General features: G+C 68.8%; 21 protein-coding genes. 3 read left to right on the forward strand and 18 right to left on the reverse strand.

The annotated features are described in order from the left end of the window. Positions 1 to 164: 164 nt before the first annotated feature. Positions 165 to 1,187: a helix-turn-helix transcriptional regulator gene (locus OG792_RS04875; RefSeq protein WP_329107722.1), complete on the reverse strand. Its 1,023-nt coding sequence runs from the start codon at positions 1,185 to 1,187 to the stop codon at positions 165 to 167. A gap of 77 nt (positions 1,188 to 1,264) precedes the next feature. Between OG792_RS04875 and OG792_RS04880 the strand changes: the two genes are divergently transcribed. Beyond that, complete coding sequence (locus tag OG792_RS04880; RefSeq protein WP_329111119.1) at positions 1,265 to 2,413, forward strand: epoxide hydrolase family protein; 1,149 nt, start codon at positions 1,265 to 1,267, stop codon at positions 2,411 to 2,413. 179 nt (positions 2,414 to 2,592) lie between these two features. Here OG792_RS04880 and OG792_RS04885 read toward each other — a convergent pair whose 3' ends face one another. The 4 genes from OG792_RS04885 to OG792_RS04900 all read right to left on the reverse strand — a co-directional run bounded on the left by OG792_RS04885 (position 2,593) and on the right by OG792_RS04900 (position 7,765). Beyond that, positions 2,593 to 3,522 (reverse strand): hypothetical protein, encoded by a 930-nt coding sequence (locus OG792_RS04885; protein WP_329107724.1) that lies wholly within the window; start codon positions 3,520 to 3,522, stop codon positions 2,593 to 2,595. 173 nt (positions 3,523 to 3,695) lie between these two features. Beyond that, positions 3,696 to 4,736 (reverse strand): enediyne biosynthesis protein, encoded by a 1,041-nt coding sequence (locus tag OG792_RS04890; protein ID WP_329107725.1) that lies wholly within the window; start codon positions 4,734 to 4,736, stop codon positions 3,696 to 3,698. Beyond that, entirely contained in the window at positions 4,733 to 6,706 is a 1,974-nt protein-coding gene (locus OG792_RS04895; protein ID WP_329107727.1) for a CRTAC1 family protein, read from the reverse strand. Before OG792_RS04895 ends, OG792_RS04890 begins: the two co-directional genes overlap by 4 nt. A gap of 408 nt (positions 6,707 to 7,114) precedes the next feature. Next, entirely contained in the window at positions 7,115 to 7,765 is a 651-nt protein-coding gene (locus OG792_RS04900) for a MerR family transcriptional regulator (protein WP_329107728.1), read from the reverse strand. Positions 7,766 to 8,439: 674 nt separating this feature from the next. On the opposite strand from OG792_RS04900, the gene OG792_RS04905 reads away from it, so the two are divergent. Further along, positions 8,440 to 9,240: an AraC family transcriptional regulator gene (locus OG792_RS04905; protein WP_329107729.1), complete on the forward strand. Its 801-nt coding sequence runs from the start codon at positions 8,440 to 8,442 to the stop codon at positions 9,238 to 9,240. Positions 9,241 to 9,350: 110 nt separating this feature from the next. Here OG792_RS04905 and OG792_RS04910 read toward each other — a convergent pair whose 3' ends face one another. The 12 genes from OG792_RS04910 to OG792_RS04965 all read right to left on the reverse strand — a co-directional run bounded on the left by OG792_RS04910 (position 9,351) and on the right by OG792_RS04965 (position 24,483). After that, complete coding sequence (locus OG792_RS04910) at positions 9,351 to 10,709, reverse strand: cytochrome P450 (RefSeq protein WP_329107731.1); 1,359 nt, start codon at positions 10,707 to 10,709, stop codon at positions 9,351 to 9,353. A gap of 14 nt (positions 10,710 to 10,723) precedes the next feature. Then, entirely contained in the window at positions 10,724 to 11,239 is a 516-nt protein-coding gene (locus tag OG792_RS04915) for a flavin reductase family protein (protein WP_329107733.1), read from the reverse strand. A 23-nt stretch (positions 11,240 to 11,262) separates the two neighbouring features. Further along, positions 11,263 to 11,706 carry an acyl-CoA thioesterase gene (locus tag OG792_RS04920; RefSeq protein ID WP_329111121.1) on the reverse strand — a complete coding sequence of 148 codons (444 nt, stop codon included), beginning with the start codon at positions 11,704 to 11,706 and terminating at the stop codon, positions 11,263 to 11,265. Between the two features lie 5 nt (positions 11,707 to 11,711). Further along, positions 11,712 to 17,510: a type I polyketide synthase gene (locus OG792_RS04925; protein WP_329107735.1), complete on the reverse strand. Its 5,799-nt coding sequence runs from the start codon at positions 17,508 to 17,510 to the stop codon at positions 11,712 to 11,714. A 71-nt stretch (positions 17,511 to 17,581) separates the two neighbouring features. Beyond that, positions 17,582 to 18,556: a DUF1702 family protein gene (locus OG792_RS04930; RefSeq protein ID WP_329107737.1), complete on the reverse strand. Its 975-nt coding sequence runs from the start codon at positions 18,554 to 18,556 to the stop codon at positions 17,582 to 17,584. Positions 18,557 to 18,739: 183 nt separating this feature from the next. Beyond that, positions 18,740 to 19,726, reverse strand: coding sequence for a DUF1702 family protein (locus OG792_RS04935; RefSeq protein WP_329107739.1), 987 nt, complete (start codon positions 19,724 to 19,726; stop codon positions 18,740 to 18,742). Positions 19,727 to 19,986: 260 nt separating this feature from the next. Then, positions 19,987 to 20,511: a thiol peroxidase gene (tpx, locus tag OG792_RS04940; RefSeq protein WP_329107741.1), complete on the reverse strand. Its 525-nt coding sequence runs from the start codon at positions 20,509 to 20,511 to the stop codon at positions 19,987 to 19,989. Positions 20,512 to 20,624: 113 nt separating this feature from the next. Next, complete coding sequence (locus OG792_RS04945) at positions 20,625 to 21,812, reverse strand: acyl-CoA dehydrogenase family protein (RefSeq protein WP_329107743.1); 1,188 nt, start codon at positions 21,810 to 21,812, stop codon at positions 20,625 to 20,627. 198 nt (positions 21,813 to 22,010) lie between these two features. Then, positions 22,011 to 22,490 carry an SgcJ/EcaC family oxidoreductase gene (locus OG792_RS04950; RefSeq protein WP_329107745.1) on the reverse strand — a complete coding sequence of 160 codons (480 nt, stop codon included), beginning with the start codon at positions 22,488 to 22,490 and terminating at the stop codon, positions 22,011 to 22,013. Positions 22,491 to 22,573: 83 nt separating this feature from the next. Continuing rightward, complete coding sequence (locus OG792_RS04955) at positions 22,574 to 23,029, reverse strand: SgcJ/EcaC family oxidoreductase (protein WP_329107747.1); 456 nt, start codon at positions 23,027 to 23,029, stop codon at positions 22,574 to 22,576. Between the two features lie 33 nt (positions 23,030 to 23,062). Beyond that, positions 23,063 to 23,530, reverse strand: a complete 468-nt coding sequence (locus OG792_RS04960) for an SgcJ/EcaC family oxidoreductase (RefSeq protein WP_329107749.1) — start codon at positions 23,528 to 23,530, stop codon at positions 23,063 to 23,065. A gap of 260 nt (positions 23,531 to 23,790) precedes the next feature. Continuing rightward, a complete protein-coding gene (locus tag OG792_RS04965) occupies positions 23,791 to 24,483 on the reverse strand; it encodes a winged helix-turn-helix transcriptional regulator (RefSeq protein ID WP_329107750.1) in 693 nt (230 codons plus the stop codon). Positions 24,484 to 24,673: 190 nt separating this feature from the next. Between OG792_RS04965 and OG792_RS04970 the strand changes: the two genes are divergently transcribed. Next, on the forward strand, positions 24,674 to 25,348 hold the full coding sequence (locus OG792_RS04970; RefSeq protein ID WP_329107752.1) for a DUF899 domain-containing protein: 675 nt from the start codon (positions 24,674 to 24,676) through the stop codon (positions 25,346 to 25,348). Positions 25,349 to 25,371: 23 nt separating this feature from the next. Here the strand turns inward: OG792_RS04970 and OG792_RS04975 are convergent, their stop codons facing one another. Beyond that, complete coding sequence (locus OG792_RS04975; protein ID WP_329107754.1) at positions 25,372 to 26,025, reverse strand: MerR family transcriptional regulator; 654 nt, start codon at positions 26,023 to 26,025, stop codon at positions 25,372 to 25,374. Positions 26,026 to 26,103 lie beyond the last annotated feature (78 nt).

The following is a 26,103-nucleotide window of genomic DNA, read 5'->3' on the forward strand; positions in this document are numbered from 1 at the left end:
CCTGGCGCACATGCGCGTGCTGCATCTCCTTGGGAGCGCCCACCTGTCGTCCTAAGTGATTCGAGGGATTCGAGATCGATACCATAGCCAGAAATTGGTCGTCTCGTGACCCTGCGTCGCCTACTGTCCCAGGTGCGTGACCGTCGGGTCGACCGTGATTAGGCTCAATGGATGATTGGTTGGGTCTGCCGGTGGCCGGAGTCAAAGCTCAGATCGGAGTAGGCCGAGGAGGAGATGGCGGCGCGGTCGAAGCGGGCCGAGACCGCGTGCAGGTGGGCCACCATCTCCGGCGGTGACTCGACGGTGAAGTCGACGTCGAGCACGCTGAGCAGATAGGCCAGCATCCGTGGTGTGTCCGCGCCGAGGTGCAGCCGGCAGGTGTGCCCGTCGACCGCCTCCAGTCGCCCGTGCAGCGGCCAGATCCGGTCCCGGATCGTCTCGGCCGGCGCATGGAGCAGGACCGACGCCTGGATCGGCCAGACCTCCGCGACCGACCGCGACAGGAACGCCGCCGCGTCGCCGTTGTCGGGCGGCTGCCGGGTGCCGGCGAACCGGGGCCCGACCGGGGTGTACGGCCGCAGCCGGTCGAGCCGGAAACTGCGCCAGCCCTCCCGGTCGAGGTCCCAGGCGACCAGGTACCACCGCCGTCCCCACGACACCAGCCGGTACGGCTCGGTCCGGCGTACGGATTCCGTGTCGTCGTAGGAGCGGTAGTCGAAACGCAGCAGTTGCCGGTCCCGGCAGGCGGTCGCGACCAGGGTGAGCAGGTCGGTGTCCACCGCCGGCCCGTCCGCCGCCACCGGCACGGTGTCGATCTGCATCGCCCCGACCCGGTGCCGCAGCCGCGAGGGCAGCACCTGTTCGAGTTTCATCAGCGCCCGCAGGGCGGTTTCGCCGATGTCGGTCACGCCGCCACCGGCGACCGTACGCAACGCCACCGCGACCGCTATCGCCTCGTCGTCGTCGAGCACCAGCGGTGGCAGCGCGGCGCCCGAGCCGAGCCGATAACGGGCACCGGGCCCGATGCCGGCCCACACCGGATAGTCGAGTTCGCGCAGCTTGTCGACGTCGCGGCGGAGCGTACGGGCGCTGATGCCGAGCCGGTCGGCGAGTTCGGCACCGGACCAGTCCCGCCGGCTCTGGAGCAGGGTGAGCAGTCGCAGCAGCCGGGACGCGTTCGCCAACATTCGTTGATCGTGGCAGGAAAGGCGGACAGGATCCGGCCGGCACCGTCGATAGCGTCAATCACATGAACAACGAAGAGATCCGGCCTTTTCGCATCGAAGTATTGCAGGCGCAGCTTGACGATCTCACCCGCCGGCTGGAGCAGACCCGGTGGCCGGACGAGGCGCCCGGCGTCGGCTGGACCTACGGCATACCGCTCGGCTACACCCGAGAGCTGGCCGAATACTGGCGCACGACGTACGACTGGCGGGCCTGGGAGGCGCGGCTGAACTCGTACCCGCAGTTCCGTACGGAGATCGACGGGCACGACGTACATTTCCTGCACGTGCGCTCGGCGCGGGCCGACGCGCTGCCGCTGCTGCTCACTCACGGCTGGCCCGGTTCGGTGGTCGAGTTCCTCGACGTGATCGGTCCGCTGACCGACCCGGCCGGGTACGGCAGCGACCCGGCCGACGCGTTCCACGTGATCATCCCGACCGTGCCGGGGTTCGGCCTCTCCGGCCAGGCCGCCGGCTGGTCGGTACAGCGGGCCGCGCCCGCCTGGGCCGAGCTGATGCGCCGGCTCGGCTACTCCCGGTACGTCGCGCACGGCGGCGACACCGGGGCGCTGATCTCCCGGCAACTCGGGCTGATCGACCCGGATCATCTGGCGGCGGTGCACCTGACCCTGATCCCGTCGGCGTCGCTGACCGCCGAGAACGCCGACCCGTCCGATCCGGCCGAGCAGCAGGCGGTCGGGAACGCGGCCCGCTTCGACTACGAGATCGGCGCGTACGCGCTGCTCCAGGCCACCCGCCCGCAGAGTCTCGCGTACGGGCTGACCGACTCGCCGGTGGGGCAGCTCGCCTGGATCGTGGAGCGGTTCAAGGACTGGACCGACTCCACCGATGTACCCGAGGACGCGGTCGACCGGGACGCGATGCTGACCAACGTGATGATCTACTGGCTGAACGCCACCGCCGGCTCGTCGGCCCGGTACTACAAGGAGGAGACCTCCAACTGGGGTGAGCCGGAGCCACCGTCGAGCGTACCCACGGCGGTCGCCGTGCTGCCCCGCGACATCGGCGCCCCGGTACGCCGCCTCGCCGAGACCAACCACAGGATCGTCCGCTGGACCGAGTACGACCGCGGCGGCCACTTCGCCGCCATGGAAGTCCCCGACCTCCTCGTCGCCGACCTCCGGACCTCCTTCCACCCGTACCGCCCCACCCCCCAGCCCCCGCACTAATCCACAGAAAAACCCCTTCCCCGTCTCACCGGACGAGCGCGGGGCGAGGATTCGCGTTGATCTAGGGCAAATACGTGCTAGTTGATCTCCAATCACACGTATTTGCCCTAGATCGGCGAGGGGTTTGGGGTGCGGGGGGAGGAGGGAGGGGGGAGGGAGGGGGGAGGGGGTGTGGGGGGTTAGTTGTTGTAGGGGAGGGTGGGGAACCAGCCGAAGCCGAACATCGCGGGCAGCCGGACGTCCCAGTAGACGACGGTGAAGACGCCCAGGGCGATGAGGAGGCTTCCGGTGATGATGGCCATCCGGACCGGGTTGCGGGCCATCCAGGCCAGGAAACGACCCCGGGTGGCGGCGATGACGAGGGCGAACAGGATCGTGACGATGACGATGTTGCCCAGTGACTGGAGTACGAACGCGGCGGCGCCGTACAACGGGTTGCCGGAGTCGACCGCCCAGTGGAACAGCTTGTTGAACAGCGGGTACGGGCGTCCGATGAGGAAACCGCCGACCAGTGCGCCGAGCACGACGACGCGGGCCACGGGGCGGGTCGCGAACGGGTCGGGCAGTACGCCGAGCGCGGCGAGCCCGAGGTAGGTCAGCGCCAGTCCGATCACTCCGAAGACCACCGACGACTGGAGGAGCCGTACCGGCATGTCGCCGATGGATTCGGTGGACAGTTGCGGCAGGCGGTCGCCGAGCAGGACGCCGACGAACCCGTAGACCGCCGACACGGAGACCATGCCGAGCGTCAGCCAGCCCACCGGCCGCAGCATCGTACGCAGGGTGCCGCTGGTGCCGTCGGTCGCGCCGGCCTGGCTCATCGGTCCGATCGCCGCGGCCATCGCGATGTTGCAGGCGGTGAACGTGCCGGCGAGCCCGGAGACGAAGGCGAACAGCAGTCCGGCCGCGGTCCCCGCGATGGCGGTGGCCTTGGCGTCGTGGCCGAGCAGGGCGTTGGCGACGTTGTCGCCGATCACCGCGTCGACGAAGTGGTAGGACCAGACCAGGGCCAGCAGTACGCCGGCCAACGCGCTGAGGACGACGATCCGACCGGTTCGCGGTCGGGTCGCGGTGGGCGGCGCCGTGACGAGTTGGGGTGAGACGCTCACGGGAACTCCTCTTCGCGGGAACGAGTACGGGCTCCGACGACTGCACGGGACGAGAACGGGCTCCGACGACTGCACGGGTACGAGAACGACCTCCGACGGCGATGTCGGAGGACGTCAGGTGCACACGGACCGGTACGGGCCCCGGCTCGCCGGGACCCGTACCAGCCCTGTGGTCAGGCGGTTGCCGGTTGTGCCACCACCGTTACCGGAGCGGCCGCACGTTCGCGCCGACGCTCACCGAGCCACCGCATCCACCACCACGTTCCGCGGGCCAGGCAGACGAGGGTGACCGCGAAGAACAGAGTATAGACGATGTTGAATGCCATCAGAATGCCGTAGACCGTGGCCACGCTGGCACCGAACATGAACTGGTCCCGGAACCGGCTCGGGGTGGTGCCGGGGTCGGTGACCATGTAGTTGGTGAACAGGATGAAGGCCACCCCGGTCATCGGCACCAGCGCACCCCATAGCGACACGTCCCAGATCCAGTGCCGGACCAGGGCCTGGAGCACGAAACCACCGCCCCAGCCCATGATCAGGCCGACCTTCTTGGTCAGGGCGGCGTTGAGCACCGTACCGGCCGCGAGGATGACCACCGGGATCACGATCCGGATCACGTCCGGCACGTTTTCCGTGAAGTGGTACGGCGGCGCGATGTTCACCCAGGAGAACGCCAGCAGGGTGATCGTGATGCCGAAGTTGGACGGGTTCATGAAGTGCCGGAACCGGCCCTTGATCGGCGCCCGCAGGACGTACTTCTGACCCACCGAGACCACGACGGCGAAGGCGATCGGCCAGAAGATGTTGTTCGCGTAGAGCAGCATGTTCGCCGCGAGCGAGGTGATGTGGGCGGGCAGCAGGAAGGTGTAGAGCCCCCAGGCCCCGTTGCCGGCGTACTCCGCGGGCCGCTTTCCGGCCCAGGCCGCGATCGTCTCGCAGACGAACTCGGTGGTGTAGCCGATCGCGAGGGCGAACAGCGGCCACGTCCACGGCTGCTCGAATCCGAAGACCGAGTAGCCGAGGATGTTGAAGATGCTCATCGAGATGGCGAAGTTCCGCAGCGCCAGGTAGCGCGGGTCGGTCGGGTCGATCCGGTTCGTCCGGGCGGGTGCCCCGGTCGAGGCGGTGACCGCCTGGTCGGTCCGGGCCGGCGCGGTGGCGGCCGGGGGACGGACGCCGACACCGGTGGTGCTGATGCGTTCGACGTGGGTCATGAGCCCGCCACCTCCTGGGCCTGGCTGGTAAGCATGAAGTCGTGCCAACCGGGGCTCAGGTCGAGCGTCTGCTTGTGCATCGTGCCGTTGAGGTCACGCCAGCAGATCTCGGCGGAGACCGGCTGGTTCGCCTCGTCGCCGAGCCCGAAGAAGATGTCGAAGCTGCGCTTGCCGGAGTGGCCACCGCCGCCGTCGAGCTGGGCCACCTGCGTACGCCCGGACTTGGTCACGATCTTCACCAGCGCCCCGTACGCCGGGGTGCCGATCGGACCGGTCGCGCCCGGTGTGGCGCCGGCCACCGGCCGGTGCAGCCGAAGGCCGAGGAAGTTGCCGTCGGCGGGCTTGGTGTTGCGGAAGTACGCCGGCGGTCCCCACTGTCGGGCGACGGCGAAGTCCTGGCTGCCGTCGGCGTTGACGTCGGCGACGGCGACCCCGCGCGACGGCGTGGTGTCGGTCATCCCGAGGTCCGGGGCGAGGTCGACGTACCGACCGTTGTCCTCTCGCACCCAGAAGGCGAACGGGGACGAGCCGGCGATGTCGTCACCGGGTTCCGCGTTCGGCCACATGTGCGGTTCGGCCAGCATGAGGTCGTTGGCCATGGCGAGTTCCTGGAGCCAGTTCCAACGGTTGATGTGGCCCTTCACGAAGCCGGTGGTCTGGACGACGGTGAGCTGGCCGCTGTTGTCGAAGTCGGCCATCTTGGAGTCCCAGCCCCAGCCGACCCAGGCGATGTTCGCCTCGGCGGCCTTGTTGTCGAACGGGGCGATGCCGCGGCTGAGCTTGTCCCGCGCCTCTTCGACGTTGTCCGCGGTGTTCTTCCAGAGGAAGTTGCTCTCCTCGATGCCCCAGCTCGCGGTGATGTTGCTGACGAACATGTCGAACCGGCCGGTCGAGTTCAGGTCGCCGAACTCGATCGACATGCCCTTGAAGGAGTCGTGCCCGACAACCAGCGACTTCGGGGTGAAAGCGCCCCGACGGCCCTCGGCGACGGTGAACTTGATGTTGCCCGGGGTGGAGACATTGTGGAAGAACCGGTCGTTGCCGAAGTCGTTGGCGATGTACAGCTCGGGCAGCAGATCGCCGTCCAGGTCGGCCGAGCCGGCACCGAGGGTCCAGCCGGTGGCCAGGTCCGGGTCGATGGACCGCTGCTCCTCGTACGTCACCGACGGCTCGGCGCCGACCGTGGCGGACTTCCAGCGCATCATGTGCGCGCCGCCGGCGTTCTGGGCCCGCGACATGGAGTGGTTCATCGTCACGCCCTTGAGCCCCTGCGGGTCCAGCACGGCCGTGTCCGGGAAGTAGTTGAACACCCCGATGTCGGGGTGCCCGTCGCCGTCGAAGTCGGCGATGTTCACCGCATTGGTGTTCCACTGCGGCCCGTGGTAAAGCCCGTCCGGCGCGGTGCCGTACTGGATCAGCTCCATCGGGCGGTAGGTGGCCAGGCTCAGCGGCGCGGACGTGCCGCGCTGCATGTACAGCACGGGCGTCCGACCCCAGAAGTAGACCAGCAGGTCGGTCCAGCCGTCCTGGTTGAAGTCACCGGGGGCACAGCCCATCGGCGCCATCGTCGCGTTCATCGGCAACGGGGCCGGGTCGAGCACGAACGGCGGGTAGGTGCCGCCGCTCTCCGGCGCCGGAGTGACGATCACCGCGTCACTGCGCGTGTCTACCAGGCACAGGTCGTTGGCGACCCCGCCCCCGTCGAGGTCGTTGACCGAGATGGCCGCGCCGACCGAGGAGATCCAGGACTTGATGTGCTCGTATTCGGGGTTCACCTCGCGGACATGGCGCTGCGGCAGCCCTTCGGGCAGTGCGATGGGCAACTCGACGAACCGGAACCGCGAGGCCATCGACGCACGATCTTCGGCCGACGCCTCCGGTAGTTGAGCGGCCACGAACAGGGTGCCCGTCAGGACGAGCACGAACAGGGCCGGGGTTAACCGGCGAAGGACGCCGGGTTTCGATGGCATCGTTTTCCCCTCGAAATAGACGGCACAGGGCAGCGCTCGACAACCGGGGATCGCGTCCGGCGATGCACGGTTGTGGTGTGAGTGCTTGCTGGGCGGGGCTGTGGCCCGTGGAGCCGGGTGGATGTACGGCCGGCGCCCGGCGAGTTATGGACTGCGCCTGGGCGCTCACTGCGCGACGAGCGAGCGTCCTTCCTTCCTTTGATTATTCCGTCACGCCCGGACCAATTACCTTCCGACCATCGATATCCTCGCGTCGCCTTCACCCGGTGTCTTCTCAAGAAGTGCTCTAAGGTCGCGTTCCGCCTGACCTGCGCAATTTGGGAGAAGAGCAGCGGCCTCGTCCGGGAATAGTCACGGCAGTGGCGAAAGTGGATTCGCCCCCGCTGGGCGGGGGCGACGGACGCCCGCTCAGTCGACCGGCGGGGCCTGTTCGGGGGCCCCGGCGCCGGCCGCACGCAGGGCGAGATAGTGCTCGTACGCCATCCGGCGCATGGCGGCGAACGCCACCTCGTACAGCACGGTGCGGGCTACCGCCGAGGCGGTGTTCTCCTGCGGCGACTCGTCCAGCTCGCGCCTGGCCAGGGCGTCGGCGGCGGAGGCGTACAGCGCGAAGGCGTCGATGTCGCCGTTCCAGCCGAGGTACCGCAGCGCCACGAAGACCTGCGCCAGGGTGGCCCTGGCCGGTGCGTCAGGATCAACCCGCCAACCGACATCGCGGACAAATTCGTCAATACGCGACCGTGCCGCCTCCAGGGCGCCGGGCTCCGAGTCGTCCGAGGGGTACTCCGTGAGCAGTGCCTTGGTGACCACCTTGGCCACCGCCCGAGGTGAGAGGAAATTGTCGTCGATCGCTGCCAGTACCTCGCGGACCGAGGCGATGCTCATCATTCCTATGCCGGTCAGGACCCGAATTAGTTTTAGCCGTATAAGATGCTCTTCGTCGTACTCGGCCTGGTTCCGGGCGGTAGGTGTACCTGGTGGCAGCAGCTGCTCTCTCAGGTAGAACTTGATCGTCGCAACCGGGACCCCGCTCTGCCGGCTGAGTACCGAAATTTTCATCGAACTCCAGAGGTTTGTGGGGTCCGCTCAATGCATGTTGCCACACATGATCGAGTACCGCAAGCCTTGGCGAGGGCCGGCAAAAGCGGCTCTGACCAGGGGTTTTGTGACGAGCTGAACGGGGCGGGACGGGGGTCCGGGGGGCGTCGGGGCCGTCCTGCGGGATCGGTACGAGGTGCGAGCAAAGGTGGTATTCCGCAAGATCAGCTATTGAATCACCTCGATCAGTGGCGAAAGCGGACGCATCACCCGTCCGTGACTCCTGTCGATGGATATCGGGAATCACCACCATCTTCTTTCCAAATTGTTGCTCAGTTCGAACCGGTCCAGACCGTACAGAACGTGTCTTCCCAGGCCAGGGGCCCGTAGGTGGGGATCGTAAAGGGTATGTCACCTGCGTAAACACGCTCCGTTGAGGCGGGCATTGCTGATCGTTACGGAATGGTCTAGCATCGACAACTATCGCTTGTGATGCGTACGGCCACCGGAGTGGGCAATTCCGCGAACCGCACGCTTTCAAGCGATAGCGACTTCGGGGATGCGTTGTCAGTGGGCCGAAACGAATGGCGAGCGAGGGGCCGCTCCCATTCCGATCGTGCGACGTCAATGAGGATGCGCCTTTGTCCCTGTGTGCAACCTGTCGGGTAACGGTTAAGATCCGGGGGAGAATCGCGATGCACGATACCGCCGAACAAGCTGTCGAACGGGTAATCGCCACGATGCTCGACAATCTGAGCGAGCCTCTCACGATCGACGACATGGCCCGGGTGGCCATGTTCAGCAAGTTCCACTTCTCACGGATGTTCCAGCGCGCAACTGGCCTGTCGCCGGGACGTTTCCTGTCCGCTCTGCGGCTGCAACGAGCCAAGCAACTGTTGGTCTCGACGTCGCTGAACGTCGCGGACATCAGCATGCGGGTGGGCTACACCAGCGTCGGCACGTTCAGCTCCCGCTTCTCGCGAAGCGTCGGGCTGTCACCGACCACCTACCGAAGGCTCGGTGGGTACACCCCGCAGATCCGTCCGGACAGCGGCACCGAGGCCGCGTACGGCACGGTCAGGGGCGTCATCCACGCCCATCCCACAACGGTGCGTCAGGTCACCTTCGTCGGCCTGTTCCCCGACCGGATCCCGGAAGGCCGGCCGGTGAGCTGCGCCATCCTGGACCGCGCCGGCCAGTACGCACTGGAGCGGGTACCCAAGGGGGCTTGGTACCTGCTGGCGCACGCGGTTCCGGCCGGCACGGAGGACTCACCCGACGGCGCCGGCCTGAACTACGACGACCTGTCGGTGGGCATCGTGGGGCCGATCGAGATGCGCCGGGACAGCACCATCGAGTCCGTCGACCTACAGCTCAAGCCGATGCGGACGATGGATCCGCCGGTGCTGCTGGCGCTGTTCGACGTACGCAAGGACGCGCTGATCCGGGCCGGTGCCCGTACCAGCAACTCCTACGGGCCGTTTGCCGCGGCCTGACAGTGTGAACCGGCGAGCGCGAGCCGTTGAACCGGCCGCGCTCGCCGGAACTGCCCGCCGGCGCGAACGCCGGCGGGCAGTAACTACATTCCGTACGGTGTCGAGCTGACTCAGCGCACGCTACGTACCGTCATCGGCAGTCCGTCGCGCATCCGCAGCGACAGCATCGGCTCGGCCACCACCTCGTGCTCCGGAGCCTTCACCAGTCGCAGGTCCCGGGCCAGCATGGCGAGTACGAAGGCCGCCTCCATCATGCCCAGGTGGTTGCCGACGCAGAACCGGGGCCCGGCGCCGAACGGGATGTACGCGTACCGCGGTCGGTCCCCGGACCGGGCCGGGTCGAACCGCTCCGGGTCGAACTTCTCCGGCGACTCCCAGAACTCGGGGTGGCGGTGCAGCGTGTACGTACACACCAGCACATCCGCCCCGGCCGGCACATGGAACCCGCCGACCTCGTCGTCCTGCAACGCCTTGCGCGGCAGCAGCCAGACCGGCGGGTAGAGGCGCATGACCTCCTCCACCACCATCGCCGTGTACGTCAGCCCCCGCAGGTCCTCGTAGGTCGGCGGCCGGTCGCCGAGCACCGCGACCGCCTCGGCGTGCATCCGCTCCCACACCTGCGGATGCTTGTCGATCAGGTAGAGACTCCAGGTCAACGTGCTCGCCGTCGTCTCGTGCCCGGCGAGCAGCAGGGTAACCAGCTCGTCGCGCAGCCGCTCCCGACCGACCCGGGGGTCGACCTCCTGCCCGGCCGAGATGATCAGCCGGGACAGGACGTCGTCGCGGTCCTCGGTGCTCGCCCGGCGTTCGTCGACCAACTGGTCGACGATCCGTTGCAGCTCCCGCCGCGCCTTACGGAACCGGAGCTGGGTCGGCAGCGGGATCCAGGTCGGCACCGCGCTCAGCGTCGCCAGCTCGAACATGGCCTGGTCCTGGACCGTGCCGAACGAGGCGCCGATTTCGCTGAACGCACCCAGGTCGGCGTCGAGCAACGTACGCCCGAGCACCCCCAGGGTCAGTCCGGTCATCTCCTTGACCACGTCGACCGGCCCGCGGCCCTCGTACGCCCGCAGGCGTTCGACGAGGGCCGCGGCCTCCAGCCCGATCGCCCCGGCCTGGGCGGCGATCCGCTTGCTCTGGAACGCCGGCTGGATCACCGAACGCTGCTTGCGCCAGAGCGCACCCTCGCTGGTCAGCAGCCCGTCGCCGAGCGCCCGCCGGGCGTGCACCAGACCGATGCCCTTGTGGTAGTTAGCACTGTTGTCGGCGAGCACGTGTTTGGCGTACTCGGGGTGGTTGAAGAAGTAGAGGGACTTCGGTCCGACCGGTATGCGGACCGCGTCGCCGTAGGCCGCGGCCGCGTCGGTCATCATGCCCAGCCGGTCCCGGTTCATCACCGCGAGCATCCGCATCGCGGAACTGCGCGGTGGCCCGGGCGGAACCCGCCGTGCTCGATCCAGGGTTGTCATGTCGCCACGTCACCTCACTCGGAGTCGAACTGATGGAACCTGCCCAGGTGGAACAGCAGGGCCTTGTCGTCCAGATGCCGGTCCAGCGACAGCAGTTCGCCGACGAAGATGGTGTGGTCGCCACCGTCGTAACCTGCCCGCAGCTTGCACTCGAAGTGCGCCAGCGCGCCGCGGATCAGCGGCGCGCCGGTGATCTGGCCGGGTACCCAGTCCACCGCCTCGAACTGCTCCGCGCCCAGGGGGCGGCGCTTGTCGGCGAAGAACCGCGCCACCCCCTCCTGCTCCGCGGCAAGGACCGAGATCGCGAACGTGCCGGTCTCGGCGAGCAGCCCGTGCATGATGGCCTGCCGACCCACGCACACGAGCACCAGCGGCGGGTCCAGCGACACCGTCGTGAACGAGTTGGCGGTCATGCCGTGCGGCGCGTCGCCACCGACGGTCACCACCGTGACGCCGGTGGCGTACGCGCTGAAGCAACTGCGGAGCAGTTGGGTCTCGGCCGTCGAGGACGGTTTTGCCTGAACATCCACAGTCGTCCTCCAGTGCCGTCCGGTCAGGCCCGAGACGCCGCGAGCACGTACGGCTCCAGCGCTCGGACCAGGGATTCCGGCACTCGGGCCGGGAGAGTACGGGTGTTCGGGCCACGCATGCACGCCACCCGTTGGTTGCCCCGGGCGATCAGGGTCTCGCCCCCGCCCGGATCCAGCCGGACATAGTCGAACCCGAACTGGACCTGGGTCTGGGCCAGCTCGACCAGCCGCATCCGGATCGACAGCTCGTCGAACGCGGTGATCTCGGCGAAGAACTCGCAGTCCACCTTCAGCGTGAACAGCTTCAGGTCGTCGCGCAGGTCGTCCAGCACCTCCGGGGCCCGCTCCTTCAGGAACATCTCCCGGCACCGCCCCTGCCACCGCAGGTAGTTGACGTAGTACACGTTCCCGACGATGTTGGTTTCCTCGAAACCCACCGTGTGCCGGTACTCGTAGTGCATCTCCATCACGCTCAACGCCCTTCGGTCAGGATGGCGAATGCCACGGGGCCGGCGACGTCCCGGACATTGGTGACGAACACCGCGACCCGCAGCTCACCGGAGACAAGCACGGTCCAGCCGGCCCGCTCCGACGGCAGCAGCGACAGCGGAGCGTGGATCGTGCGCCCCGCCTTCTGTAGGCACTCGATCGCCGCCCAGACCCGGGTCGCCGCGATGTCCGCGCTCTCCCCGGTCATCTCCCCGATGAGGACGGCCAGTTCGTGGTGCGGGCCGAGCAGGCTCTGCCAGACCGACGCCGGTCGGGCCGTGGCCTCCTCCACGTCGCAACCGATCGGACCGGTGCCGGCGACGCAGAGGGTGAGCCCGGCGCCGTGGGCGCTGGACAGGGCCCGGTCGCCGTCGACCTCCGGACGGCCGTCGGGGCGGTAGCGGATCTCCACCGGCCGCCCGAAGGCCCGACCGGCGCCGAGCGCGGTGTGCGCCCGCCGGGTCGCGACCAGGTCACCGTCGCCCTGCGGGGCGCCGGCCGGGTCCGGCTCGACCGCCACCGCCACCTGGGCGCCGAGCAGATCACCGATGGCCCGTTCCAGGTACGACCCGAGCAGCGGCGCCGCCCACGGACCACGCGCGTCGTTCTTGCGTACGGCCCGCAGCGACAGACCCTCCCAGCGCTCGACAACCTCGCCGGTCCGGTCCCGCAGCACGATGTCGTACACGTAGGTGTCGCCGTCGCGGCTGCGCTCGGTGGCGCAGTACCGCAACTCCTCGGTGCCCGACATCCGTGCCCCCGCCGGGTAGACCCGCTCGATGCCGGCCGGCAGCAGGGTCGCGTCGGGTACGCACACCTGGTTGCCGTGCATCAGCGCGTCCCGTACGCCGGGGTCACCGAGCAGCAGCTCACCCGGCAGGTAGCCGGCGAACCAGTCCACCGACGCGTCGGCGGCCAGGTCAGCGTCGACGTCGCGGGCGGCGGAGCGGTGGTAGCGGCGTACCCGCTGGAACCGGGGGCCCTGGAACAGGACGTCGCCGTACAGGTCCCGGTCCGGCTCCAGTGCCACCACCGGCAGCCCCGCCGGGACCTGCTCCGGCGGCCCGTCCGGGATCGCCCCGTCGCCCCGGCGCAGCCGGGCCCGGAAGTGCTCGGCGGCGAACGCCGTCTCCGCGCTCTGGATCACCACGTCCACCGTGTCGGTACCGGTGACCACCGCGGCGATCCGGATCCGGGTGCTGCCCTCCGGGGGCACCACTATCGGCCGCAGGAACTGCGCGTTCTCGATCACCGGCACCTCGGTCCAGCCGGTCACCGCGGACGTCACCTGGGCCATCGCCTCCATCCCGAACACCGCCGGCATCAGCAGGTTGCCGTCGAGCAGGTGATCGGGCAGGTACAGGTCGGTGCCGCCGTTGAGGTCGACCTCGGTGACCAGCTCGACCCCGTGGTAGCGGACCAGCGGCCGGTCGACGAAGCGCAGCAGCGGCAGCGTCGGCAGGTCGTAGCGGACGGTCCCGATACCCTCGGTACGCCCGCTGATCACCACGACCTCGGGCGTCTCCGGGTCGGCCAGCAGCCGCCGCAGGATCGCGATGCCCTGGTCGGGGGTGACCGGGGTGATGCCGTCGCGGGTCAGCGACTCCACCACCGACAGCCGCTCGCCCATGCCCACGCCGGACCAGACCGACCACTCCAGGCAGATGCTGCGGCAGTCCGGGTACGACCGCCCGACCTCGCGGGTCAGGTCGGCCAGCCACTCGTTGGCGGTGGCGTAGTGCGCCTCGCCGCGCAGACCGGCCCGGCCGATGATGCTGCCCAGCGTCACCAGCAGGCGCAGCCGCTCCGGCCCGACCGCGTCGAGCACCACCCGGAGCCCGTCCAGCTTCGGTGCGAACGTCTGCCGGAACGCCGCCATGTCGAGACTGGTCAGCCCGGCCGGCTCGTTGCGCCCCGCGCCGTGCAGCAGCGCGGTGATCGGACCCAGTTGTCCGGCCAGTTCCGCGACCGCCGTGGCCACCTGCTCCGGGTTCGTCACGTCGGCCCGCGCGTAACGTACGTTCACCCCGAGGTCGGCCATCCGCTTCAGGTTGGCCGCCAGTTCCTCGTCGGCGGCCGGGTCGGAGCGGCCCAGGACGGCGAGGCTCGCCCCGCTGTCCTGCACCATGGCCAGCGCGCACTCGGCCGTGATGCCCTTGCCGCCACCGGTGACCAGCAGCACGTCGGTGCTGTCCAGCGGTGCCACCGTGTGCGTCGGTTCGACCGGCATCACCCGCAGCGTCGGCACCCGCCGTACGCCGGCCTCGTCGTAGTACGCCTCGGCGTAGTCCGCGGTCGCGGCGACCTCGGCCACCACCTGGTCGACCGCCGCCGCCGTCACCGGCAGGTGGACGATCGTCGTACGCACCTTCGGCGACTCCAGGTGCAGCGTCTTGGCCAGCCCGGCCGCGCCCCGGTCGTGCTGGACCAGCACGAACCGGTCACCGGCCGTGCCGGCGAGCACCGTCTGGGCACCCCGCAGCGCGAATTCGAGCTGCTCCTCGGTGCAGCCCTCGGGCAGGCAGACCAGCACCCCGGAGCCGAGGTTCGCCCGCTGCAACGCGTACCGCAGCGGTTCGGCGAGCGGGTTGTCGGGGTTGGTGAACAGCTGCCACTCGCCGCCCGGCGTGGCACCACCGGTCGGTCGGGCCGGCAACGGCATCTCGTCCAGGTCCAGCGTCCACGGCCGAGCCCAGGCGGCGGCACCGGCCACCAACTGCGTCTGGGCCAGGTCACCGCTGTGCGCGGTCGCGGCCAGCGCCTCCAACGCGTCGGCGAGCTCGCGTACGGTCGCGGTGGCCAGGTTGGTCGGCGCCTGCGCGGCCGGCATGCCCAGCTGGGTGGCGACCTGGCTGACGACCTGTCCCACGGTGATCGAACTCAGATGCAGGTCGTCGAGGAGCCGGCTGGAGTCGTGGACCAGTTCCAGCGGCAGTTCGGCGCGTTCGGCCGCCAGCCGACGGATCAGGTGGGCGGTCGACTCGCCGGCCTGCCCGGCCACCGGCTCGGTGGCGCCGGCCGGCGCGGCCGGCGCGGTGGGCACCCGTCGCCGGGTGGCGATGTCCAGCGGCGGGGCCGCCTCGCAGGGGCTGGCGAAGAACCTGAACTCGGTGCCGACCTGCAACGGCCGGATCAGCCGACCGTGGAACAGGGCCGAGTCGACCGGGCTCGCACCGACCACGTACGCCGCGCCGACCACCCGGAGCAGGCCGGAGATCGACTCGTCGTCGGTGTCCAGCGCGACCGCGGGCACCTCCGCCGTACCGACCAGGCCGCTGAGCACCCGGCCGGGCCCGACCTCGACGAACAGGTCGACCTCCTTGGCCGCGACGGCGATCGCCTGGCTGAACAGCACCGGGTCGGTGATCTGCCGGTGCAGCAGCGCCGGCAGGTCGGTCTGCGCGGCCAGCGTCTCGCCGGTCACGGTCGAGATCACCCGCCGCTCGACCCGGCCGAAGTTCTGGTCGGCCAGCGTCGCGGCGAACGCCGCCGCCGCCGGCGCCACCAGCGGCGAGTGGAACGCGTGCGACACCGACAGTCGGGTGGCGGTGAGTCCCGCCGCCCGCGCCCGTGCGCAGGTCTCCTCGACGGCGTCCACCGGACCGGCGATGACGGTCTGCTGCGGGCCGTTGTAACCCGCGATGACCACCGGCAGACCGGCGGTCAGGTCGGCGGTCACGGCCGGCGACGCGGCGAGGCCGGCCATCGTACCGGTGGCGCTGTTCTCGGCCATGGTCTGACCGCGCAGTGCGGCGACCCGCAGCAGCGTCTCCTCGTCCATGGCACCGGCCCACTGCAACGCGGAGATCTCGCCCAGGCTGTGCCCGACCCCGACGACCGCTTCCAGACCGAGGGTCGACAGCACCCGGACGCCGGCCATCGAGCCGGTCACGATCCGGGGCTGGGCCACCGACGTCGCCACCATGTCACCCGAGGTCGGCAACGCGGCCTGGTCGTACACCTCGGCGGCCTCGGCGAACCGGCGGCGCAGCGCGCCACCGCTGGTGCCCCGACCCGAACCCTGACCGGGGAAGAGGTAACCGATCCGGCCGGGCCCGCGTACGTGCCCGAGCAGGATGCCGCCGTCGGCGGCGAAGAGCTGGGTCTCGCCCGCGTCCAGCGCGTCGGCCACCCGGCGCAGCCGCGCCTCGGCCTCCTCCGGGGAGGAGACCACGATCGCCGCCCGGTACGGCAGCTCGCGCAGCTCCCGGTGCAGGGTCGCGGCCAGGTCACCGAGCTGGGCGTACGCCACCTCCGGCACGAAGTCGATCAGCCGCTGCACCCGCTCCCGCAGCTCGGTCGGCGAACCCGCGTCGATCAGCAGCAACTCGGCGTCCTGCGACGAGGAGGCCAGAGCCTTCGTACGGGTGTCGAACCGCACCCGCCGGCGCGGCTGGTCGTTCTCCAGCACGATGTGGGTGTTGATGCCACCGAAGCCCATCGCGGTGATGCCGGCCCGGACCGGGGCGTCGCCCGCCCACGGCTCCGCCTTGCGCAGCGCCCGCAGCGCGGCGCCCTTGCCGTCGAGCAGCTCGTGCGGGTCGACACAGCCGATCGTCGGCGGGATCACCTCGTGGTGCACCGCCATCGCGGCCTTGATCAGACCGGCCACCCCGGCCGCGGCCTTGGTGTGCCCGATCATGCCCTTGACCGAGCTGAGCGCCGCCGGCCGCGCGTTCGGGTCGGCCTCCCGCCGGGCCTGGGTCAGGGCGGTCAGCTCGTTGGTGTCGCCGACCTTGGTGCCGGTGCCGTGGCCCTCGAACATGCTGACCGTCTCGATCCCGAAACCGGCCCGCTCGTACGCCCGACGCAACGCCAGCCGGTAGCCGCTGACCTCCGGTCGGGTGATGCTGCCCTTGCCGTCGGAGGAGATGCCCCAGCCGGCGATCGAGGCGTAGATGCGGTGACCGGCCCGGCGGGCCTCGTCCTCGCGCATCAGCACGACCATGCCGCAGCCCTCGCCCGGCCAGAAGCCGTTCGAGTGGCGGTCGTAGACGCGCATCTCACCGGTGGCGAGCGCGCCGGTCTTGGCGAAACCGATGATCTCGAACGGGTCGATCGAGAGGTCCACCCCGCCGGCGACCATCACGTCGAGGTCGCCGTCGAGCAGGGCCTTGCATGCCGTGGCCACCGACAGCAGCGACGACGAGCAGGCACCGTCGACGGTGTACCCGCCGCCCTTGAGGTCGAAGTGGTTGCAGATCCGCCCCGAGATGGTGTTCGACAGGCCACCGGCCAGGGTGTCCTCGTCGATCTCCGGGAACGGGCTCTTGAACGTGGCCTCGAAGTCCTCCAGGAACGAGCCGAGCTGGTCGTCGTCCCAGTCCTGCTCCTTCAGCGCCGCCGCGACCATCCGCCGCACGTACGGCCAGCGCAGGCGGAGCTGGTTGGCGCGGGAGAACTCGCCGGTCAGGGTGTTCCCGACCACCACACCGGTCCGCTCGTGCGGCACGCCCTCGGCCATCGGGAAGCCCGCGTCGGCGAGCGCCAGGGCGGCGGTGTCGAGCGCCAACCAGTGGGTGAGGTCCGTCGAGCGGTACGTGCTGCCGGCGACCTTGTACGCGATCCGGTCGAACTCGTACCCCTCGATGACCGCGGCGTTGCGGGCGTAGAAGCGGTCCGGCGCCTTGGGATCCGGGTCCCAGTAGTCGTCGAGCCGCATCCGTACGTCGGGCAACCGGCGGAACGCGCGCCGACCGGCGACCGCGTTCTCCCACAGTTCTCTCGGTGAGGTGGCGTCCGGATACCGGCACGCCATTCCCACGATGGCTATTTTGGACATGGACACGACCTCTTCTCCTGCGGACGCCAGCTGTTGCGCGCAGTCCGCGACCGGCGGTGTGCGGGAAACGACTAGGGGGCGGTGTCGAGGGAGTCGAAGTGGGCGGCGATCCGATGCCGCCACACCTCCCAGGCCGGGACGTCCCCGTCGGCCGGCAGGTCGACCAGGGCGTTGTCGGTCACCTGCTGGGCCTCTTCCGGAGACATGCCACAGAAGATCTCGGTGGCGATCCGGTTGTGCGGCACCACGAGTCCGGCCCGTACCCGGGCACCGGCGGCGAACGCGGAACCCTGCGCCACCTGCCGCTGGTACGGCCCGGCGTGCTTGGCGAACCAGCGCAGCTCGGTGTCGTCACCGCCACCGGCGTACGTGGCCGCGAGTCCCGCCCCGCTGTACAGGTCCGAGCGGCGGTGTTCGGGGAACCGGTCGATCAGTCCGGCGACCACCTCCGCCTCGGTCCCGCCGACGAACCACAGCGCCCGACCGATGCCCTGGTCGATGGCGCGGTTCGCGTACCAGCGGGTGGGTCCGGCCGGCCAGGGGAAGTTCTCCTCCTGGTACGTCTGGTAGACGTACTGCTCGGTCTTGAAGTACGCCTGGTGGAAGCCGTAGCCGTCGAGCACCAGCCAACGCAGCAACGGGTCCGGGGCGGTCAGGGACGACCAGCGGAACCTCGGCAGCCGGGCCATCGCCCAACCCACACCGACGTACGCCATGTAGACGTGGTCGTCGCCCCGGCCGGCGAGGAACTCGCTGACCATTCCCCGGCCACCGATCGGCAGTCCCTCGCGTACGGCGAAGCCCATCGCGGCACCCTCGTAAGCGAATCCGCGGAAGCGGGTCGGCACTCCTTCGAGCCGCTCCTCCGCTTCCGCGACGGTGGCCGCCTCGGCCGCGTACGCGTAACCGGTCAGGAATGACCGGCCGACGGTCTCCAGCATCTCTTTCGACTCGTTGTCCTTGACGTGGAAACCGCGGACTTCGAGCTTGGTCTCGGAGATGTCCGGTGTCAGGATTCGGCGCCTCAGCGCCCGGTACGATTTCATGAACGCTCCCCAAACATCTATTCTTCGACGCTAATCAATCCTCGCAGTAGTTGGCTGGCATTTCTTCTTCAGAATTGCCCAGACCACCACCGGAGCGAATGCCGATCAAATCGAGAGAAAAAATGACAGGGGCTCGCCACCTGAGCAACTGGGCGGCGAGCCGGGTGCGCTGTGGTCAGCGGTTCAGTGTCGTTCGAGGGTGCCGACCGACTCCCGTATTTTCGTGCGCCATACCTCGTATTCCGGTACCACGTCGGAGTGGAGTCCGCCGACGGCGACGTCGTCGGCGAGGGTGGAGGCGGTGCTGACGGTGAGATCGGTCAGGGCCGTGATGGCGGTTTCGGTCTGTGGCGGTTGGTAGCCGGAGAACGTCCGCGCCTTGGCGGCGAAGATTGCCCCCTGGGCGAGGTGTGGGGCGTGTGCGCCGGCGTTGTGGCGGAGGGTGCCGAGGTCGTGGGCGGTGCAACCACCGGCGAAGGTGGCGGCGAGTCCGACGCCGCTCCACAGGTCGGCTTGTCGGCTGGTGGGGAAGTTGTTGACGGCGGTGGTGACGTCGGTGACGTTGGCGCCGTGGATGAACCAGAGAGCACGGCCGATGCCCTGGTCGAAGGCGCGGGGAAAGTAGTCGGGCCAGCCGTCCCAGGGGTAGGGGGTGGGTTGTTTCTGTTCGGTGATCCAGGTCGTGGTGTCGAAGTAGGCGCGGTCGAAGCCGAGGCCGTCGATCGCGAGCCAGCTCATGGTGGGGTGGTAGGGGACGCCGGTGAGGTCGGGCAGGATGTTTTTCCAGAGGGGGCGGGGGAGTTTGGCCATGGCGAAGCCAATGCCGATATAGGTGAGGAAGATGTGGGGCTGGGCGGGGCCGCGGAGCAGTTTTTCGGTGAGTTTGTTGCGTCGGCCACTCATGGCGTCGCGAATGGTGTAGGCCATGGTGACGCCCTCGTACGCGAAGCCGTGCAGTTCGGGTTCGACGAGGTTGACCCGACGTTCGATCTCCCAGAGGTTGCGGGCGTCAATGCCCCATTCGAAGCCGCAGACCACTGTTTGTGGGATTGTTTCGAGTTTGCGGGTGACGTCGCTCGGGGTGGTGGGGAAGCCTCGCCCGTGGAAGCTGACTTCGGCGAGTGTCGGTGTCATGAGGAGATTGCGGAGCGAACCCAGGGCGGTGGCCATGATTTCCTCCTGTGCTGGGGTGTGGCGTGGCCACCGACGGCGGCAACTCCATCGTGAACCGGCCGGGCCGCGCCTACGTCTCTTGGTGTGCGTTGTTGCCCGTCTGACCCGGTCAGAGCAATCCTGGCCGGTGCGTCGGCATTGTCGGCAGTGCCCAGATCGGCGGTGCGCCGACACGGATGAGCACGATGCCCGACGCTGTGCTCCACACACGACGGTGGACCGGCCCCGGACTGCGGGCCGGTCCACCGTGACCGTCTTCAGCTCGCGGCTTTACCCGCCGCTTCGAGTGCCGCGGCGTAGTCCGGGTGCTGGCCGACCTCGGGCACGTACTCGACGTGCACCACCTGGTCGTCGGCGTCCACCACGAAGACGGCTCGGGCGAGCAACCGGAACTCCGAGATGGCGACACCGTACGCCAGCCCGAAGGAGAGGTCGCGGTGATCGGATCCCGTCTCGACCCCGTCGATGCCGGCCGCGCCGCACCACCGGCCCTGTGCGAACGGAAGGTCGACGGAGACGGTCAGGACGCGAACCCCACCGATCGCCGCGGCTTCCTGGTTGAACCGGCGGGTCTGCTGGTCGCAGACGTCCGTGTCCAGTGACGGCACCACGGAGAAGATCCGTACGGACCCGGCGGACGAGGCCAGGGTCAGCGGTGAGAAGTCGTTGGCCAGAATCGTGAAGTCCGGTGCCCTGCTGCCTACCGTGATCTCCGTACCGAGAAGCGTGATGGGCCTACCCCGGAAGGTGGTCACACCGGTGCGCTCCACCGCGACAGTCATGATCTCTCCTGCGAGTCTAGTGATGATCGACGTGCCGCCGGCGACGCCATCCGGTCCGGCCGGTAACGAGCCGTGCCGCCGGTCCGGACCGGATGGTGTCGCCGGGCGCGTTCTCAGATGTAGAGCGTGTTGGGTTCGAGCCCGCAGAGCACCCGCCCGTAGATCTCGAAGTTCGGCTCCGGCGCGAGGAGCGCGTGCAGGTTGAACGCGTGGATGTCCCGGGTGATCCGCTGCATGGGTACCTTGCTGTAGACCGACGATCCCCCGCTGGCCAGGCTCAACACGTCCACCGCCGCCTTGGTCAGCGCGGAGACCATGCCGACGTCGGCGCGCGTACGCGCCCGCTCCTCCAGCGTCCACTGATCGCCGCTGGCGCCCTTGGTGTCCACCAGTCGGGTGATCCGGTCGGCGTGGAACTTGGCCTGGTCGATCTTCATCGTCGCGTCGGTCACCTTGTAGTGGGTGATCGGCGCCTCGGCCTGGTGGTCGTAGCTGGTGTACGTGATCTTGCGGTCACCGAGGCGCTCGAAGAACAGCTCCCGGGCGGCCTCGGCCAGACCGATCGCCGTACCGACCGAACTGGCGTTGGCGACGCCGATCAGCGGGTTGCGGTACATCGGGATCCCGGCGTTGAGCGCCGAGACGGTCTGCCCCTGGAGCACCACGGGCATCGGCAGGATGCGCTCCTGCGGGACGAAGAGATCGTTGGCGACCGTGGTGACGCTCCCGGAACCCTTCAGGCCCGAGGCGTACCAGTCGTCGATGACCTGGAGATCCGACATCGGGACCAGCGCCATGACCGGCCACATGTTGACCCCGTCCGGTGCCGGCGCCATGGCGATGATCTCCTGCCAGTGGCTGTGCAGGGCGCCACTGATGAAGCTCCACCGCCCGTTGATCACCATGCCGCCGTCCTTCGGCGTGGCCATGCCGGACGGACTGAGCGTTCCGCAGACCCGGACGTCCGGGGTCGAGTACACCTCGTCCTGCACCGCGTCCGGGAACATGCCGACCATCCACCCCGGAATGGCCCACACCGACGCCGTCCAGCCCACCGCACCGTCGCCCCGGCCGAGCTGCACCATGACGTCGTTCAGGGTCTGGCTGTCCGACTCGTAACCGCCGTACCGGGCCGGGGTCCGCATCCGGAAGATACCGGCGGCGGCGAGGCCCTCGATGGTCTCGTCGTGCAGCCGCCGGTTCTCCTCGGTCCACTCGGCGTGCTTCCGTAGTAGTGGCACCAGTTCCGTGGCACGCCGAACCAGCTCTTCCCTCGGCGGTGCCTTTGTCGTGCTGCTCATCTTCCCTCCAGCGGTCGCGGTCACGGGTCTGTGAACGGCGGCACGGCTTGTTCCGCGCGCGTTTTGTGGGACGGGCATCGGGTACGTGCCGCACGCCGGGCGCGACAAGGCTGAGGTGACGTCGTTATCCGTACCGTCACCCCAGCCGCTATCGCGCCGGTCATCGCTGGTCGAACCCGCGCCGAACGGCCTATCGTGTCAGCCCTTGACGGGGCTGCTCTGGTGAGAAACGAGGTTCAGTTGACCATCGGGCTGCTTGGCGATAATCCAGGTGGCCCGGATGAAGTTCTCGGCCGCGATCTCGGCATCGCCGGGGAACAGGATCCCGCCCTCGGTGATGACCATGGCGACGTCGTCGGTGAAGAACTTGATCTCGATCGGCCAACCCTTCACGTAGGCACCCTTGAGCGGGCCGTTGAAACCCTCGGCCATGTACGACCGAATTTCCTCGCGGCTCTTCAACTGGTTGTCCCGCATCAACAGGCTGCCATTTTCGGTGAACACATCGGCGAACGTGTCCGCGTCATTGGTCTTCCAGGCCGCCTGAATCCGCTTGGCCACCGTGAGTACGGCCTTCTCGTCATCCCCGGTGAACTCGCGGTAGTAGGAGGGGTCCTCCTTGACGCCTGCCGCAGCGAGAATCGCCGACGCGTCCCCCCACGATTTCGGCGCAGTCATGCTGATCTCCCTTGTCGTAGTGGGTGGGCGCGACCGGCGGGGGCCTGCGCCCCCGCCCGCCGTTACGCTCCGAGATGCGCGACTCAGCCCTTGATCGGGCTGGTCTGGTGCGAGGCAACGCGCCAGTAGCCGTCGTGCTTGACGAGCACCCACATGGTCCGGACCTCGTCGGTGGGAGCGAGGTTCTCGTCCCCGTTCCGAATGACGCCGCCCTCGGTGATGGCGACGGCGACCGAGTCGGTCAGCAGACGGATCTCGCGCGGTTCCTCGGTCAGCCGCGACCCGCCGTAACCTCCGGCGAACGCCTCGGCCATGTACGACCGGATCTCCTCGCGGTTCATCAGTTGCCGGTCGCCGACGAGCATGCTGCCGTTCTCGACGAACATGTCGGCGAACGCGTCCGCGTCGTTGGCCGCCCAGGCGGCCCGGATGCGCAGTGGAGCGGTCAGGACCGCGCCTTCCTCCCCGTTGGGGAAGTCACCGTAGTAACTGGCCCATTGCTTGGCGCCCGCGACAAGCGCGGCGGCCTCGTTGGTCATGATGCCCTCTCGGTGTTGTCGTCGGTCAGGTGGTCACCAGCGGAGGGTGGCGCCTTCGCCCCGCGGGCTGTTCTGGTAGCCAGCGAGCTGCCACTGGCCGTCCTTCTTCACACACACCCAGGTGGAACGCACGGCGAGCTGGGGGTCGATGTCGGTCGCCCCCGGGGCCAGGATTCCGCCGTGGGTGCGCAGCAGCGCGACGTCGTCGGAGACGAAGCGCACGTCGACCGGGTTGCCGGTCACGCCGGTGCCCTTGAACGGACCCGCGTACGCGGCCGCCATGAAGACCCGGACCTCTTCCCGGCCCTTCTTGTACACGTCACCCGGCAGGATCAGGATGCCGTCATCGGTGAACACGTCGGCCACGCCGTCGGCGTCGTTATGCGCCCACGCCCCGACCAGCCGCAGCGGCACACTGAGCACCTCTTTTTCCTGCGCGCTGGTGAACGGGCCGTAATAGGCGCTGAGTTGGTCTTCCTTGCTGACGGTGCTTGTGGACATGACAGGGACTCCATTCGTACGGCACCAATGGGACTGTCGGCAGGTTCCGGGCCGGTTGCCCGGTCCCACCGCCGTCACCACTAACACCACAATCCTGGCCACCACCGGGACAGATCGCATCTTCCTGGTTGCCGAACTCCGGACCCCCGAATTCCGGTGTCCCGGCGGGGTCGTCGGGGGATTCCGAGCGGCAGTCGGGACGCGGGTGCCGATCCGATAAACAGATCCATTCCGCCTCGACGTAAGTCGGGCCGACCGGTTCAGCCGGTGCCGGTGCCCGGAGCCGTCGTGGCGGCCGGGCGGACCGCCGCGGTGCAGGCGTCGAAGAGCCGCCGGACCGACGCCGGGTCCCCGGTGAGCCTCAGTTTCCCGGTGGTGACCGCCGCTGCCACCCGCTGTTGCCCGCCCAGCAGCGCGCCCAGGGTCATGGAGTCGGTCTCGACGACCGCGTCCGGCCGGTCGTACGCCTGTCCCCGGCTCAGCTCGGCGAGCCGACCGTCGACCACCCGTACGGCGAAGATGTCGCGGCCCAGCCGGAACTCGTAGCTCGCGGTCCAGGTGCGCGCCGGTTGCGGACGGAAGTGGCTGCGCAACAGGAGCATGGTCGAGTCGGCGCGGACCTCCCCGGTCCGGGGTACGACGGGTGAGCGGGCGCCCCAGAACCCCATCGCGGTGACGATCGGTTCGAGCTCGGCACCCCAGTCGGTCAGCTCGTAGACCTGCGAACCGGCGGGCGGCGGCAGGGTGCGCCGGCGGACCACGCCGATGTGCTGTAGGTCGCGCAGACGTTGCGACAACACGTTCGGCCCGGCCCCCGGCAGACCGGCCTGTAGGTCGGTGAACCGCTTCGGGCCGAGCAGCAGGTCGCGGACGATCAACAGGGCCCAGCGCTCGCCCACCAGGTCCAACGCGTGCGCGACCCCGCATCCGTCGTCGTATCTGCGTTTGCCCACCACGTCCACCAATGTATGCCACTACTTCCGATCAAGAAGACAGCTACTTCATTTTCAGGAGTAAGTGCTACGGTGAGAATGACGTACGACGATGTGTGGCATGAGCCCGAGTCCGGACGGCGGACTCCGGAATCGCGCCCGAGGGCGGCGCGAAAGCCCACCACCCGACAATCCCTGACCAGGAGATGCCATGAACCTCCCGCGGATCGTGTCACCGGACGAGTGGCAGGCTGCCCGAGACGCGTTGCTCGTCAAGGAGAAGGAAGCCACCCGCGCCCAGGACGCGCTGGCCGCCGAGCGGCGCAGGCTGCCGATGGTCGCGTTCCCGAAGGAGTACGTGTTCGAGACCCCCGAAGGCGGCAAGGCGAGCCTGCTCGATCTCTTCGACGGGCGTCGCCAGCTCATCGTCTACCACTTCATGCTGGCCGCGGGCTCCGACCACCGCTGTCCCGGCTGCGCCAGTTTCACCGACAACATCGGGCACCTGGCCCATCTGCGGGCCCGGGACACCAACCTGGTGCTGGTGGCCCCCGCGCCCCAGTCCGAGATCGGGCCGTACCAGTCGCGGATGGGTTGGACGGTGCCCTGGTACTCGTCGTACGGCAGCGACTTCAACGCCGACTGTGGCATCGACGGGGGGTTCGGGCTGAGTGTCTTCCTCCGCGACGGCGACAGCGTGTTCCGCAGCTACTTCACCACCCGCCGGGGAGCCGACCGGCTCCGGATCGACTTCAACCTGCTGGACATGACCCCGCTCGGCCGGCAGGAGGACTGGGAGGACTCGCCCGCCGGATGGCCGCAGTCGCCGCCCTACCAGTGGTGGCGACTCCACGACGAGTACGAGGACCACGTCGCGTCCCGCTGACCATGACTACCGTTGGTGATCGCTCAGTCGGCCGGCTCGTCCGGGTCGGGTGCGGGGCCGTTCCCGGCGCGAAGCGCGAGATGGTGCTCGTACGCCATCCGGCGCATGGCGGCGAAGGCAACCTCGTAGAGCACGGTGCGCGCGACCAGGGCGGCCGCGCTCTCCTGCGGCGGAGCGGCCACCACCTCCCGCCTGGCCAGGGATTCGGCGGTGGAGGCGTACAGCTCGAAGACCTCTGCCTCGCCGTCCCAGCCGAGGTACTGCAACGCGGTGAAGACCTGCGCCAGGGTGCTCCGGGCCGGCGCGTCGGGCTCGACCTGCCAGCCGACATTGTCGACGAACTCGTCGATGCGGGACTGCGACGAATCCCTGGGGTCGGGTTCGGACTCCTCCGGCGTGTGGTCCGCGAGCAGCGCCCTGGTGATAACCCTCGCCAGGCCCTGCGCTGTGAGACCTTTGTCGTCGATCGCCGTCAGTACCTCGCGGACACAGGCAAGGCTCATCATTCCTATGCCGGTGAACACGCGGATCAGTTTTAATCGCGTAAGATGGTCTTGGTTATATTCGGCTTGATTTCGTGCAGTGGGTGTACCCGGCGGTAGTAGTTGTTCTCTGAGATAGAACTTGATCGTCGCAACCGAGACCCCACTCTGCCTGCTCAGTGTCGAAATTTTCATCGAACTCCAGGGTTTTGTGGGGTTCGCTCATGAATGCTGCCATACCTGATCGAGCGCCGCAAGCCTCCCTACCGACCG

The sequence above is a fragment of the Micromonospora sp. NBC_01699 genome, assembly GCF_036250065.1.
Lineage (GTDB): Bacteria > Actinomycetota > Actinomycetes > Mycobacteriales > Micromonosporaceae > Micromonospora_G.